We start from the raw sequence: 14,381 nt of genomic DNA, 5'->3' as shown, positions 1-14,381 counted from the left end.
CCTTGTGCTTCACCCGGCAGGCTTAATCCCTCGCTACCACCTGGTTACGACCAGCGCGCTTGGCTTGATACAAGCGCTGGTCAGCCTGCATCAGGACATCCTCAATCACCTGACCAGGCTGGCATACCGCCAAACCCATACTGGCCGTAATCTGAAAAGCCTCGCGGTCGTGGTTATAAAAGGTTTGTGCCTGTACCTGGCTCAAAAGCAGATCGGCAAAACTCAAGGCCTGTGCATCACTACGTCCGGCCAGAATCAGCACAAACTCCTCGCCACCATAACGGGCCGCCAGATCATCCGGCCCCAGCTGCGCCTTGAATAAAGAGGCAGTACGCGTCAGCACGTCATCCCCTACCGAGTGACCGTGGGTATCGTTGATCTGCTTGAAATGATCCAGATCCACCATCAGCACATGCAGCCTTTCATGCACTGGTCCCTGTCCCAGCTGACGGCTAATCGCGCCCCGGTTCAACAAGCCGGTCAAGGTATCGTGTGTGGCTTGCCGATATAAACGCAGCAAAAGCCCCAGGTGAAAATAATTGGCTGTTAAAGCGACGACCAGCAAGGCTGTCAAAAGCCAAAGATCCTGTAAACCTTTCATGCTTAGCCAGGTTCCCGAACTGACACTGGCCAAAACCTGCAAAGCAATTAACGCGCCCCCCACCAAGGCTGATTCCAGCAAAGTGAAAGGAAAAATGCTTAAGGTGGCCACCAGCAGGAAAGGAATAAAGCCATACCCCAGTACAACGTACTGGCCGGCCCCGGACAGGGTCAGCAGCATATAGGCGTAAAAAGAGGCCGGCAAAATAAAGACCAGGCCGCTTAAAACATAAATGCGGGTAATGCGCTGGTGGCCATTAAAAGCCAGCCATACACACAAGATCAATCCCCCCAGGCTTAAAACCCGTATCGCCATCAAATGCGCGGGCCAGCTGGGCAAGACCAGCCAATCCATCAAAGTCCAAAGGGGGGTCAGCAAAGCAAATAACAAGCCGACCAGAATGACACGGCTGCGCAAATACTCCATTCGGGCATGAATGAAGTCACGAGAATGATATTTCCCGCTCAGTGTGTCGCGCACCGAGCTAATACTGATCGCTTGCAAGTTTTTCCAGCCTTCCAGAATTGTTCCCATCAATCAATTCGCTAAGAAGAAACAAAGTAACATAACGGCAATTTTTAGTTACATGAGTTTGAAAAACAAGCTGTCAGTTCTTTCAGGGTCAGCCCGCGCTGACCCCGACTTACAATCACACCACTTGAGGTTGCTTACTCATCCAGCTAATTACCTCTTCCAACATCGGTTCGCCCGAATCCTGCGGGCGCCACAACAGACCCAGTTGACCATGCAAGCGCGGGTCGCTCCAGTCCAGGTTCAAGATACACAGCTCCGGGTAGACCGGCACCATGCTGCGTGTCATGGGCACTAAAAAGTCGCTATTGACTGCCACACGGGCATTGGTGTGTGCGTAGGCGGACTCAATGGCGCAGGTGGGATACGGCAGGCCCTTGGCATCCAGGCCCAGTTCAAAACTGCGCCGCATCGGGCTGTTTCGTGGTGGCAAGATCCAGGGATACTCCAACGTCTGCTCCCAGGTCACTTCATCTTGCTGTGCCAAAGGATGCTTGCGGCAAGCCGCTACCCCCAAAGGCACCATACCCAAAGGCAAATACGCCATCGCCGGGTTACGGCCTGCTTCATCCACACGGCCAATGACCAGATCCAGTTCGCCCTGTTCCAGATTACGACTCAAAATATCCAGCGTGCCTTCTTGAATACGGATATGGCATTGTGGATCGCGCTCGTGCAAATACACCAGCAACTGCGGCAAATAAACCGCAGCCACCATGGGCGAAATACCCAAAGTAAATTGCTGGCGAAAACCCTGCCTGTATTGCTCCAGAGTTGCATTCATGCGGTCAAGGCGATTCAACACCCCCTGGGCCTGGGAAACCAGCGCCAGGGCGGCTGGCAAAGGCTCAATGCCGCGAGCATGACGCTCGAACAAGGGCATGCCTATATTGTCTTCAAAATCCTTGAGCCATTTTGACAAGGCAGGCTGAGTCATATTGGACTGCCGGGCCACATCGCTCATGCTTTTTTCTTCGCACAAACGAATTAAAACCTGCAGATGCTTCAAGCGAATGCGTTCACTCCAGCTCATGACTTACCTATATAAAAGAGGTATATATACCTGCAAGTTATTCAATTTAACATTATGGCTACTGCTTCCATAATGGGGATACCCAAAGCTACAAAATAGGCACTTCATGTCTCAGTCAGTACCCAATTTTTTATTGATCATTGCGGATCAACTCCGCGCAGACCATTTGGCTTGTTACGGCAATAAAGAAGTTAAAACGCCCAATCTGGATGCGTTAGCCGCTCGCGGTTGGAGTGCTGACCGATTTTACGTCGCCACCCCCATCTGTATGCCCAACCGTGCGTCCTTGATGACAGGTCGCATGCCCTCGGTGCACGGCGCCCGTCACAATGGTGTGCCCCTGCCACTGGATTCCAGCACCTTTGTCGATGTACTGCGCCAGGCAGGCTGGAGCACAGCCTTGGTCGGCAAGGCGCACCTGCAAAATATAACGGATACGCCCCCGCTCTACCCACGGCCGGATGATCCTCCAACCAAGGGAGAAGCTCGCCCTCCTCTGCCTACCAACGATTACGGCCAGGAATGTGGCCAATGGTGGCGCGATCGCGCCGATCACGGTGTTCAGCTACCTTTTTACGGCTACGAGCACGTGGACCTGGCCATTGATCACGGCGATCAGGTCTGGGGCGACTATGGCCGCTGGCTGCAGGATGAACATCCTGAAATCGCCGCCCTGTCCGGCCCTGAAAACGCCATCCCGACTCCGGACTACGAGTTAAGCCGCATTGGCCAGGCCTGGCGTACCCGTGTGCCAGAAGAGTACAGCACCACGGCCTGGATTGGTGAACGGACCCGCGCTGTGCTGGACAAATATGCCCAGGAACAACAGCCCTTCTTTATTCAGTGCTCCTTCCCGGACCCGCATCATCCCTTCACTCCGCACGGTCAGTACTGGGATATGTACAAGCCTGAAGAGGTCAGCCTGCCCGACTCCTTCCACCTGGGCCCGCATCCCCTGCCTGCCCATCTGCAATTGCTGCATCAACTGCGTGATGAAGGCAAAGCCATCAAGCACACTCCTACGCTGTTTGCCTGTTCCGAGCGCGAGGCCCGCGAGGCGATTGCGCTGAACTACGGTTCCATCACGCATATTGATGCCGAGATCGGGCGCATTCTGGACCATCTGGAGCGCACTGGCCAGGCGGAAAACACCATCGTCATTTTCATGAGTGATCATGGCGACTTCATGGGCGACCATCAATTGATGCTGAAGGGCCCTGTGCATTACCAAAGCATTATTCGCAGCCCCTTTATCTGGTTTGACCCCAAGGATGCGAAAACTCAAGGAACAAGTGAGGCGGTCTGCTCTACCATTGACGTCGCGCCTACGGTGCTGGAACGTGCCGGCCAGCTGCCCTACAACGGCATCCAGGGTCGCTCCTTGCTGAAAGTGATGCACAAGGAGCCTGTGGAATGGCGCAAAGGCGTACTGATCGAAGAAGAAAACCAGCGCAAGCTGTTCAATACGCCTATTCGCACCAAGCTGCGTTCGCTGGTCACGCAGCAGCACCGTCTGAGCCTGTATGAAGGTGGTCAAATTGGCGAGCTGTACGATCTGCAAGCCGATCCGCTGGAACAACATAATTTGTGGAATGAACCTGACGCGCAAGCGTTAAAAACAACGCTTTTGTGTCAATTGATCGATACCATGATGGCTCACAGCGAAACCAGTCCCTTGCCTTTGGCGATAGCGTGAGCTGAACACTGTTAATTACCCCTATCTGGAGACATCTATGCCCACCCTTTCCTTGCTGCGCAAAGTAAGCATTTGTGCGCTGATCTTACCTTTGGCTACGCCAGTCCAGAGTGCCGAGGTGGCCACCATTGTGGTCAGTTCCGTGGCAGGAGGCCCACTAGATGTCCTGGGTCGCATGTTGGCCCGCGAAGCCACTGAAACCACGGGCCAAACGATTGTGGTGGAGAACCGGGCGGGTGCAGCCGGTACGATTGCTGCAGAGGCAGTGGGCCGGGCCAAGCCGGATGGCAATACCTTGCTGCTGACACTGGATACGGTTGCGACAGCCAACCCGCATATTTACGTCAACAGCAAGTTCAAGATCGGGGAGTCCCTGGATCTGGTGTCTTTGCTGGGTACTTTTGACCAGGTTCTGGTGGTTCCCAGCAAGACCGGCATCACAACACCTGCCGAGTTTCTGGAGCGCGCCCGCGCCAAGCCCATGAATTACGGCTCGGCCGGTATGGGTTCACCTGGGCATTTGATGATGTCGGCCTTGACGCAAGATAGCGGTATCAAGCTGGATCACATTCCGTATCGCAGCAATAGCGCTGTGGTCAATGATATGTATGGCGAGCGTCTGGACAGCGGCTTTTTGACGATTGCCGGTGTCTTGGGTCCGATCAAGGAAGGTTTGCTGACTCCCTTGGCGACTTCTGGCGGCAAGCGCAATCCTTTACTGCCTGAGGTTCCTACTTTGGCCGAAGCAAAGCTGCCTGGATTGGAAAACTTTAACGAGAGCTTCTCGTATCTGGTTTTCACCACCAAGGGTTCGCCTCCAGAGAAGATCAAGGCATGGAACGATTTGCTCAGCGATATCGTGAAGCGTCCGTCCACCGCCGAGACTTTGCGGATGCTGGATATTCAAGCCTACGACTCGTCCAAGGTTTCTCCAGCCCAATGGGTGCAGCAGCGTAACGCTCGCTGGGAACAGATTGTGCGGGATAACAATATTCGCTCTGATCAGTAATTGTTGGAATTACAGCCCCTGGTTTCAGGGGCTGTTTTTTTTGGGCTGCGTAGGTGCGTAGGTATTGCTGAGGGGAGGCTTTCTTCGTGGAGTTGCCTTGGGGAGACTCAATGCTTGATAGCGAGCCAGCTCGTAAATAGAAGGGAGCAGGAGCAGGGAGCCGGTTAGTGCAGGTGTAGTGGTGTTCGGGCTGAGCACTTGCCGGTGCTACGCACCGGTGCCCTTGTCAGTTTGGGAATCCGGGCGCCCTGTGAACTCGCGGGGTACTTGGTCCCCCGGACCAAGTACAAACGCCCCGCTCAAACAGCACAGGGCTTGCATCCCGAATTCCCAAACTGACCGCGGCAAGTACTCTGAATCGCCCGAACACCACTACACCGGCACCAACCGGCAGACTCACATTGCTCTGCTCCCTTCTTTTCAAGAGCCCAACTGAATGGCTCGATGCGATATGAGGTTTGCTGCTTTTACGCCCTGTTTATAGTGCGAAAGCAATAGCGCCAGAAGAGCCCCAACAACAACAACAACAACAACAACAACAACAACAACAACAACAACAACAACAACAACAACACCTACGACGACGACGACGCCAGAGTCGTGCCTTAAAACAGGACTCGAGCCATCAAGCAAGCCTCTCTAGCCCTCTCCCCATGCCAGTGCTGTTTGGGCTTAAAACAGTGTTGCTTGTTTTCTTGTGGGGCCCGGGTACGGCTTGGCGGGCGAGTCAGGGCTCTTGCCGCCGGCAGAGTGCTGGGGCGGGATGCAAGGGTCGTGCTGTTTGAGGAGCACGCTTGCGGTTTGTCCGGGGGACAAACCGCGCTCCGAGTTCACGACCCGCCCGCCCCAGCACTCTGACAAGGGAACCCACGCGCAGCGTGGGCAAGAGACCCGCCAAGACAAGCCGTACCCGGGCCCCACAAGAAAACTACCCGCCACCCTCACGCAAAGCCCAAACAGCACGTCCAGAAGAAAGCCTCCTCCTGTCAAAACCAGCGCCCTCCCACTTCAAACAAGCCCTCGCATACAAGGCTCGACAAAACACTCAATCCCAATCAAGCCAACCCTGTACCCAAGCGACATATCAATCCAAACTAATCCCAGCCTTAGTCACGATATCGTGCCAATAATCCGCCTCCGCAGGCAGTCCCTTCCGAAACTCCTCGGCAGAAACCTTGGACAGCAAATACCCTTGATCCAGCAGCTTGCTGCGAATAGCCGGATCAGCCAGAACCTTCTCCAAAGCCCCTTCAATCTTGCCGACGATCTCCGTATCCGTCCCGGCAGGAACAGCCAACGCCCACCAGTTGCTGATCACCACGTCCTTGTAGCCCAGCTCCTCCATCGTGGGGACATCAGGCAAAGCCGGGAAGCGCTCTGGCAAGGCCACTGCCAAGGCCTTCAAACGACCTTCAGGCAGAAAAGCCGCCCCCAAACCATAGCTACTGACAAACATCTGCACTTCATTGCTCAACAAAGCCTGAATCCCCGGCGCCGAGCCTCGGTAATGAATGCCCAACATGTCGCCCTCCAGGGCCTCGGACAACTTCCAGGCCGACAGCTCCGGCGTTGTGCCTGCTCCTGGCGTCCCGTAATTCACCTGCCCTTTGCGCTGCTGAACATAATCCCGGAATTCAGCCATGTTCTTGACCGGCAAATCCCCATTCACATAAACAAAAGCCGCCGCATCCGCCACCTTGTTGATCACATACAAATCCTTGAACGGGTCATAACCCATGTTCTTGTACAAGAACTGATTGATCACAAAATTATTGGTGGCTGAAAACAGCAAGGTGTAGCCGTCCGGCTTGGAGCGCGCCACCATCTGCGTGCCAATATTGCCGCCCGCGCCGGTCTTGTAATCCGTAATTACCGTCTGCCCCAGCTCCTTCGACAGTTCGGGCTGCAAGATACGGAAAATAATGTCACCCGCCGCTCCTGGAGGGTAAGGAATCACCACTCGCACAGGGTGATCGGGATAATCTGCCCAGACCGGACCTGCCGCAGCCAGACCAAGCGCAGCCACCAGGCCCACCACCGTCTTTTTAATTGCTTGCATCTTGTCTCCCCCGCGCGCCTTTTACAGGTCTATGCGCATCAAATCCGTTGCCAAGCGCAAATCGCCTTTGTAGCTTTTGCGAATATCCCGAGCCACTTCATCCAGACGCTCCGGCCCCATCAAATCAACCGGCAAATGATTGCCCGCCGCACGTTTAATCACCGGACTGGTGGAGTCGTAATGTCCAAAATGCGTGGCCACTAAACTCTTCACATTGGCTTTACGAGCGATCTCACCCAACTGCAAAGGACTGGTATGGGCAAACGTCCCTACCCCTGACTGCGCGCGATGCTTCAGGAAAGACTCCGGAAAAGTGCACTCATGTATCAGCAGATCCGCATCCTGCGCCAGGCGAATCATGGACTCACACGGAGCCGTGTCGCCACTGAACGCCACAATCTTGCCTTCAGCCTCCATACGAATACCAAAGCAGTCCGTAATTTCGCTAGGAATGTGGTCCACCACATCAATGTAGATTTTGACGTCCTCGTCCTCGTACATCAGACCTGGCTCCACCTCGAAGACCTCGGGGCGCACCGCTTCAATATTTTTCTGACGAGCCGGATAAGCCGCACGAGCCTGAATATCCACCCGGAACGCGCCATTCTCGAAGGAATGATCCACAAAATCCTGCGTGCCTTTGGGGCCAAAAACCTTCAGCTTGCCTTCACGGTTAAAAACCCAGCTGGACAGTACAAAAAAAGGCAGACCGCAAACGTGGTCATAGTGCAGATGGCTTAAAAACACCCAAGGCACATCGGCTGGATTGATATTGGCCTTCACCATCTGACGCGTGGACCCTTCGCCGCAATCAAACAGATAATTCTTGCCATTCTCCAGCGTCACCAAAATGGACGACTGAGCACGATCGGGATCTGGCAACGCAGCGCCGGTGCCAAGCATGGTTATCTTCACGTAAAACTCCTCCAAACAATAAAAACATCCAGCACCAGAACAGTGCCTTTCCTATAAAGTCATAAAGTTCTATTTTTAGGACTTTATGGAAAAAGTGTACACCTCGCTATCCAGCGGCATAACTTGGTGTTTTTACTTAGGAGTGTCGTAAGGGCGCAGCGCGCCTGGGATGGCAGTCTTAAAGGCCAGGTGTCAGCTCGGTCTGAATGCTGAGATATTTAGCGGGATAAAAGACCTGTGCCGCATAAACCAGTTGATTTGCACGGTTCACAATCAGGCGAATTACCCGCACCACAGGCATGCCTATGTCCATATTCAAATGGCGTGCTAAATCCGCATCGGCAACCCGTACGGTCAGTGTCTGACGAATAGTATGAATCTGCTCGCGAGCCAGACGATTCAGCACCAGCAGCACTGGTTCCTGACTTAATTCCGGTTGCAAGGTCTGGGCCAGAGTATTCAACACGTAGACCGTATTCAGGCTGTAAGCCACGCCATCAGCGTAATTCACACGGCTGGTCCACCAATACTCATCGGGCAAGGACTGCCCGGTAATTTCAATGGGCAAGGCTCCCAGACCATTGCCCAGCTCCACCATGACCGAATCCAGACGCGTCAGATGTTCAATCAAGGCATCCCAATTGGTGGGCAACATCAGCCAATGGTCTTGCGCGACGTCGCCAATCACAAATGTGCCCTTGCCGCGTGTGCGCTCGATCAGGCCTTCGTGTTCCAGCTCATCCAGCGCCGCCCGCACGGTAGCGCGCGAGACGCCATACTCCTGCATCAACTCTTCCAGCGTGGGAATACGCGTGCCTACCGGCCATTCGCCACGCTCCAGGCGCGCTCGCAAGGTATATTTCACCTTGAGCGACAGAGGCAATTTGGACTGTTTGCGCAGCGATGAACGTGTGGGATCGACCATACCAAGAGGCAAGCAAGCACAGGAAAGTGACAAGTCCACATCATAGCCTGCGATGAGTTAAGCCGGAGTTATCCCAAAAAGGTTTAATCTTGAACAAGCAAAGCGTTTATTTTTGCAAAAGTTGGTAAACGAAAATTAAACGGATCGGATACATTATCCCAATCATTGCTTAACTCTTGATACGAGCCCGAGCCCATGGATGTTTTGCCTTCCTCCGCCTCGCACTTGGCCCAAATTTACCTGCTCGGTACCTACCGACTCCTGGTGAAAGGACAATGCCGCGCACAAATCATTAACTACGATAAAGCGCGTATTTTATTGTCCATGTTGGCCTTGGCCCAGGGCAAGCCGATTAGTCGCAGCCGTCTGGCTGAAACGATCTGGCATGAAGACCCCATCAGTGTGGGCCGCGCTCGTTTACGCCACGCGCTGCATGCCTTGCGCCGCGCCTTTGAGGGGTGTGATCAGGCCCTGCACATTACCAATGACACCCTGGCCCTGGACCCCAGCCACACCCAGGTGGATGTGCTCAGCCTGTTGCAACACCCCAGTCAGCCATCGCTTAACGATCTGGAGCGCCTGAACCTGTATCAAGGCCCCTTGCTAGGGCAGGTAAAACTGCACCATGGCGAGCAGTTACAGGACTGGTTGCAGGATACACAGCAAAACATTCGTCAAACTCTGTCGCAATGCCGTGACCGTTACATACAGTCTGGCCTGAGCACGCTGCCTGCGCCGCAAGCAATCAGTTACCTTAAACGCTGGCTCCTGATCTGGCCAGAAGAAGAAAAACTGCATCAAGAGCTGATTCGGCTGCTGAAACAGGAAGGCCAGCATGAAGCTGCCCTGCACGCCTACGAGCAGTGCTCGGTCTTGCTGGCCGACCGCCTGGGTTGCGAACCCAGTGCCCAGACACGCAGTCTGGTGGATTTGCCGGCACGCTCGATCAGCCCTGCCAAATCCTTACCCACGATGGTCTCCCTGCGCCTGCGCCCATTGGCCGCGGTCGGCTTTTGCCTGCGCTTTGAGCCCGGTCACCGGCATGCTCGTGAGCGCGGCGGCCATCTGCTGGAACAATGTCGCCAGACCTTGCAAATCTTGATTGAACAGCATGGCGGCTGGCCCTGTGAGGCCGGTCCCAATCAGTTGATTGCCTACTTTGGCTATCCCGAGTTGCTGGAGTCGCCCGTTGCGCAAGCAGCCGCATTGGCACGGGTTGCGGCAACCTTGCGCATGGATGAAAACGTCAAGCTGAGCATCGCCCTCCACGCCGATCTGACCATGGACGATCAAAGCGCTTACCCCGATCCCTGGGGCCAATTGGCACAAGTGGTGCTGCCCTTGAGCTGGGAAGCCAGCCCCGGCACGCCACGTATCAGCGTGCAGGCCGCTCTGCGTCTGGACACCAAGGATGTGCAAGGCCCGCTGGGCCGCCAGAGCGAAGCGCTGTGGCTGAATCTGAGCCCTTCCGACGCAGACCCTACGCGTTTAACCAGCCGTGTCTATGGCCGCTCGCAAGAGTTCGACCATCTGGTGCAAGCCTGGTCGCATATCGGTCCCAACCGTGCCTTGCATCACATTGCCATTCACGGTCGGGCTCATATCGGCAAGAGTCTGCTGGTGCAGTCTCTGGCGGACTATGTGCAGAAAACCGCCCACCACTGCATTGTGCTCAATTGTCGTGAAGACAAGCGTCGTGTGGCCTGGCATCCGATTCGCCTCTGGCTGCACGAGCAGATTGCCGATTACCTCACCGCGCAAAACGGCAAGCAGCGCGATCCCTTCTCCGTGCAAACCTTGCAAGAGGCACTGGAAATCAGCCCCAAACAGGCTCAGTCCCTGCATCAATGGCTAAATAGCGGCCCGGACGAGCAAGACCTGAACGAGCCTTCCACGGCTCATATGGATTTATTGTTCAATCTGCTCAGCGGCCCAGGCAATTCGCCACGCCGTCGCTTGCTGATAATTGAAAACGTGCAATGGGCCGACCCGCCTACCCAGCGCCTGATCCGCTTACTGGCGCACACGGCCCCGCGTCACCCCACCTTGCTGCTGACGACCAGCCGCAAACCCGGTCATGGACTGGAACGTGCCGAGCACCTGAGCCTGCGTACACTGGATCGCTCCAGCATCAACAGCCTGTTAAGCAGCCAACGGGGGCAAAGGCTGGCGCGCGATAAACGCAGCCGCCTGGTCCGCTTAAGCGCAGGCAATCCGGGCCATGCCAACGAGCTGCTGCGCTGCCATGAGCTCAATAGTGAATGCAGCGATGCCTTGTGCCTGACTGACCTGGTCTGCACCCAGTACCACAGCCTCCTGCCTGCAACACGCCACATCCTGACCAGCATCGCCTTGCAGGCACAGCCTATTTCCATCGACGAGCTGGCTCTGATGCTGCGCCTGGAAAACACCGCCTTGAGCAGTGGACTGGACACGCTGGCAACGCTGGATCTGATCGATGTGCATGACAAGCATGTCTCCTGTCTGCCGCTGGTCTCCCAAGCGCTGGAACGTGTAGCGATGCAGGAAGAACTGCGTCAGGCCCACTACGCCATCGCCCAGCACGGCATACGCCGCCGTCACGCGCCCGAGTACATTGCCCTGCATCTGTGCGAAGCGGAAAGTCCGGAAGCCGCCTTCTGGTGGCAGCGTGCAGCCCGCGAAGCGCTGGCACAGGACGACCTGCGCCAGGCCAGCCAATACCTGCAGCGCTCCTTGAACCGCAGCGAATTGATTGAAGATTTGCAGGTTCGCCAAACCCTGCAATTTGAATGTCGCATGTTGCAAGGCGCGATTGAGTCCTCGTTGTACGGCCCCGCCTCCGCCTCTACGGCCATGGCCTACGAGCTGGGCCATGAGCTGCATGACGAGCATGACTCGGATCAGGTCATGATCAGCTTGTGGACAGCCTGGACAGCCTTTCAAGCCCAAGGCAATTTCGAGCAAGCCCTGCAAAAAGCGCGCCAGTTACTGGCTCTGGCCAATGAAACCAGCCACGATCAGAACCGCAGCTGGGCCTTGTACGCCATTGGTCAGCACGAGCTGTGGAAAGGGAATGTCACCAATGCCATCCAGACGCTGAACCTGAGCCTGGCCGTCTTTGATGACCTGAAGGAGCAGAACGGCCGTCAGGCCATTGCCGAGCACTTTCCTCAGTCCATTACCTTTGGAACCCTGAGTGTCGCCCTGGCCTTGAAAGGCAATATGGATGCCGCTCAGCAGCATGTCCATCTGGCCTTGCAATCCTTGCGTGTGGATACCGCTTTTTCACTGCGCGCCATTACGCACTTGTTCGTCATGCAGGCCTACTACCTGATGGAACAGCTGGAAGACTGTCAGCAAGTGGCCGAGCTGTCCTTGCAAGAGCTGCAAAAATCGCATAACCCCGAGCCCTGGTCTGCACTTAGTCGCTCGTACCTGCACTATTGCCAAGTGATGTTGCAAGGCCGAGAAACCAGCCTGCAGTCCCTGCTCGATTGCGTACAGATCGCTCAGTACGGTCTACCCATCAGCACAGATGGCCTGATGAGCCGCATTGCCCGCGCCATGATACGTCTGGGTCGCAGCAATGAAGCCATGCCCTGGCTGGACAAGGCTGCCGCTCAAGGTCTGCGTTATGACACCAATAGTCTGGGCACCGAGCTGCACTGTGTGCGCGGAGACGCCTGGATGGCGCTGGGCGAAAACGCACAAGCCTTGCAGGAGTGGAATCTGGCCGAGCAACACATGGAAAAACATGGCTTGCATCGCTACGCAGACTGGATTCAGACACGCCGACAGGCTGTGCAAAAGCTCAAGGTCTAGTCAATAAAACCAGCAACCACAAGAAAATGCCCCCAAGGATCAAGCTGACTCCTTGGGGGCATTTCAGATCCGCTACCGATAATTGAATCGGCTTAAAGCAGCCACTCGATCGGCAGGATAGACAAGACGCCTACCCCGGCTCGACGCCAGATACTGGCATTCGGCTCGGAGGTGAAAAAGCGCTGGGTGCCGTCTTCGTTCAACTGAATCCACACCAGATCACCCTTTTCATCCAGTTCTACACGATAGCTGCGGTAAGGCAGGACGTCCTCAAAACTCTTGGACAGGGCTTGCGCCATTTCGGGGCTCTCGATAATAAAGCCCAGCTCCGTATTCAAATTGACCGAACGCGGATCGAAATTAAAAGAGCCCACAAACAGGCGCTTGCCGTCTACCGCAAAGGTCTTGGCATGCAGGGCCGAACCCGAGCTACCAAAAGGCCCGGAGCCGTGACGCGTAGGCTTGTCCATGGTGGGCCGCAGCTCCAGTAACTGCACCCCGGCTTCCAACAAGGCTTTACGTCGTTTCGCATAGCCTGCATGTACGGCCGTCACGTCCGTTGCAGCCAGGGAATTGGTCAGGATACGGACCTTCATGCCAGGCCGCTTCATCATGTCCTCAAAGGCCCGTACACCTGCAGCGGTAGGCACAAAGTACGAGGACACCAGGTCCACCTGGCTGGTGGGCTTGCCCAGCACATGGTCCATTTGCCAGACCATCAATTGCTCCGGGTTGACCGGGCCCAAGGCCTTGGCCGGATCATCACTGATCATGGTGGTCCGCGCCCACTGGAAATCCAGCTCACCACGCACCAAATGGCTGACCAGGTCCGACTCACGCAGCACCTGCTGGTAATCCTTGGCGCGTGGTTGCGCTTCGGCTTCCTGCAACTTGGCCTGAAACTTCATCAGAGCTTCCGAACCACCCGTTTTGATCAGGCTGTCCACCGGATAGGCCGATTGACTGGCCCAGTAACGGTCAAAATCCTTGGAGACGTCCTGCACCACCGCGCCAATCGCCATCACATCCAGATCCGCAAACAAGACGTCCTGAGTCGCACCGAAGTACTCATCGCCTACATTGCGCCCACCAATAATGGTGACCTGGTTATCCACGGTAAAAGACTTGTTGTGCATGCGCCGGTTCAGACGGGAAAAGTCCGTCAGAAAACCCAAAGGCTTGGGCCAGCGCAGCACAAAGGGGTTGAACAGCCGTACCTCGACATTGGGGTGAGCGTTCAGAGCGGCCAAGATATCGTCCAGCCCGGTGATGCCGTTGTCATCAATCAACAAGCGCACACGCACGCCACGTTCGGCAGCCTGCAATAAGGTGCCCAGCATCAAGGTGCCGGTGGTGTCGCCCCGCCAGATGTAATACTGCACATCCAGCGTTTTTTGAGCGGCAAAGGCCAACAAGGCACGGGCAGCATAGGCATCGTGCGGATCGAACAAGGGATAAATGCCTGTCAGACCGGGATGCTCCTGGGCCATGGGGGCCACAGCCTGGCCAATCATGGTCTCCTTGGCCTGATCCAGCGGCAAAGCCTCGCTTTGGCTACGTCCTTCCAGCGAAGGCAGGGCACAGCCTGTCAGGCCGGCCAGCAAGGCCCCACCCGCCATCAAGCTGCGCCAGAAAAAGGACGGCGCTTGTCCCGTAGAACGAGGAATCGTCGGCTTTTTGGCGGGGTCGATTTTCATGAAGGCATCTCTGTGGACATGGACATCGCTCAACATAGTAGCACCGCCCTCGGGACCAAGCCTGGGCATGTTTCGCAATCAATACTTGCAGCAAGTGACAGGGCGGACAAC

General features: G+C 55.7%; 10 protein-coding genes. 3 read left to right on the top strand and 7 right to left on the bottom strand.

Annotated elements, in window-relative coordinates:
• Positions 1–22: 22 nt before the first annotated feature.
• Positions 23–1,135, bottom strand: a complete 1,113-nt coding sequence (locus M2Q46_RS16005) for a diguanylate cyclase (protein ID WP_009464009.1) — start codon at positions 1,133–1,135, stop codon at positions 23–25.
• A gap of 115 nt (positions 1,136–1,250) precedes the next feature.
• Positions 1,251–2,165, bottom strand: coding sequence for a LysR family transcriptional regulator (locus tag M2Q46_RS16000; protein ID WP_009464011.1), 915 nt, complete (start codon positions 2,163–2,165; stop codon positions 1,251–1,253).
• Between the two features lie 106 nt (positions 2,166–2,271).
• Between M2Q46_RS16000 and M2Q46_RS15995 the strand changes: the two genes are divergently transcribed.
• Together M2Q46_RS15995 and M2Q46_RS15990 are read left to right on the top strand one after the other, a co-directional pair.
• Entirely contained in the window at positions 2,272–3,861 is a 1,590-nt protein-coding gene (locus M2Q46_RS15995; protein WP_031232491.1) for a sulfatase, read from the top strand.
• A 37-nt stretch (positions 3,862–3,898) separates the two neighbouring features.
• Complete coding sequence (locus M2Q46_RS15990; RefSeq protein ID WP_009464013.1) at positions 3,899–4,870, top strand: tripartite tricarboxylate transporter substrate binding protein; 972 nt, start codon at positions 3,899–3,901, stop codon at positions 4,868–4,870.
• Positions 4,871–5,290: 420 nt separating this feature from the next.
• On the opposite strand, the gene M2Q46_RS15985 is transcribed toward M2Q46_RS15990, so the two are convergent.
• The 4 genes from M2Q46_RS15985 to M2Q46_RS15970 form a co-directional block, all read right to left on the bottom strand.
• Positions 5,291–5,503, bottom strand: a complete 213-nt coding sequence (locus tag M2Q46_RS15985; RefSeq protein ID WP_302357621.1) for a hypothetical protein — start codon at positions 5,501–5,503, stop codon at positions 5,291–5,293.
• 451 nt (positions 5,504–5,954) lie between these two features.
• Positions 5,955–6,929, bottom strand: a complete 975-nt coding sequence (locus M2Q46_RS15980) for a tripartite tricarboxylate transporter substrate binding protein (RefSeq protein ID WP_268379209.1) — start codon at positions 6,927–6,929, stop codon at positions 5,955–5,957.
• Between the two features lie 21 nt (positions 6,930–6,950).
• On the bottom strand, positions 6,951–7,844 hold the full coding sequence (locus tag M2Q46_RS15975) for an MBL fold metallo-hydrolase (protein ID WP_302357620.1): 894 nt from the start codon (positions 7,842–7,844) through the stop codon (positions 6,951–6,953).
• A 178-nt stretch (positions 7,845–8,022) separates the two neighbouring features.
• Complete coding sequence (locus tag M2Q46_RS15970; RefSeq protein ID WP_009464020.1) at positions 8,023–8,769, bottom strand: GntR family transcriptional regulator; 747 nt, start codon at positions 8,767–8,769, stop codon at positions 8,023–8,025.
• Between the two features lie 195 nt (positions 8,770–8,964).
• Here M2Q46_RS15970 and M2Q46_RS15965 point away from each other — a divergent pair, with 195 nt between their 5' ends.
• Positions 8,965–12,573, top strand: coding sequence for a BTAD domain-containing putative transcriptional regulator (locus tag M2Q46_RS15965; RefSeq protein WP_302357619.1), 3,609 nt, complete (start codon positions 8,965–8,967; stop codon positions 12,571–12,573).
• Between the two features lie 92 nt (positions 12,574–12,665).
• Here the strand turns inward: M2Q46_RS15965 and M2Q46_RS15960 are convergent, their stop codons facing one another.
• Positions 12,666–14,270: a phospholipase D family protein gene (locus tag M2Q46_RS15960; protein ID WP_035273666.1), complete on the bottom strand. Its 1,605-nt coding sequence runs from the start codon at positions 14,268–14,270 to the stop codon at positions 12,666–12,668.
• Between the last annotated feature and the right edge of the window lie 111 nt (positions 14,271–14,381).

This window comes from Alcaligenes sp. YSL9 (assembly GCF_030515105.1).
In the GTDB taxonomy this organism is placed as follows: Bacteria; Pseudomonadota; Gammaproteobacteria; order Burkholderiales; family Burkholderiaceae_B; genus Alcaligenes; species Alcaligenes phenolicus.
This window is presented reverse-complemented; position numbering and strand designations above follow the sequence as displayed.

Bases quoted from the DNA above. Each gene is read 5' to 3' on its own strand.
- M2Q46_RS15995 (WP_031232491.1), top strand. From the start codon at position 2,272: ATGTCTCAGTCAGTACCCAATTTTTTATTGATCATTGCGGATCAACTC.
- M2Q46_RS15980 (WP_268379209.1), bottom strand. From the start codon at position 6,929: ATGCAAGCAATTAAAAAGACGGTGGTGGGCCTGGTGGCTGCGCTTGGT.
- M2Q46_RS16000 (WP_009464011.1), bottom strand. From the start codon at position 2,165: ATGAGCTGGAGTGAACGCATTCGCTTGAAGCATCTGCAGGTTTTAATT.
- M2Q46_RS15970 (WP_009464020.1), bottom strand. From the start codon at position 8,769: ATGGTCGATCCCACACGTTCATCGCTGCGCAAACAGTCCAAATTGCCT.
- M2Q46_RS16005 (WP_009464009.1), bottom strand. From the start codon at position 1,135: ATGGGAACAATTCTGGAAGGCTGGAAAAACTTGCAAGCGATCAGTATT.
- M2Q46_RS15960 (WP_035273666.1), bottom strand. From the start codon at position 14,270: ATGAAAATCGACCCCGCCAAAAAGCCGACGATTCCTCGTTCTACGGGA.
- M2Q46_RS15965 (WP_302357619.1), top strand. From the start codon at position 8,965: ATGGATGTTTTGCCTTCCTCCGCCTCGCACTTGGCCCAAATTTACCTG.
- M2Q46_RS15990 (WP_009464013.1), top strand. From the start codon at position 3,899: ATGCCCACCCTTTCCTTGCTGCGCAAAGTAAGCATTTGTGCGCTGATC.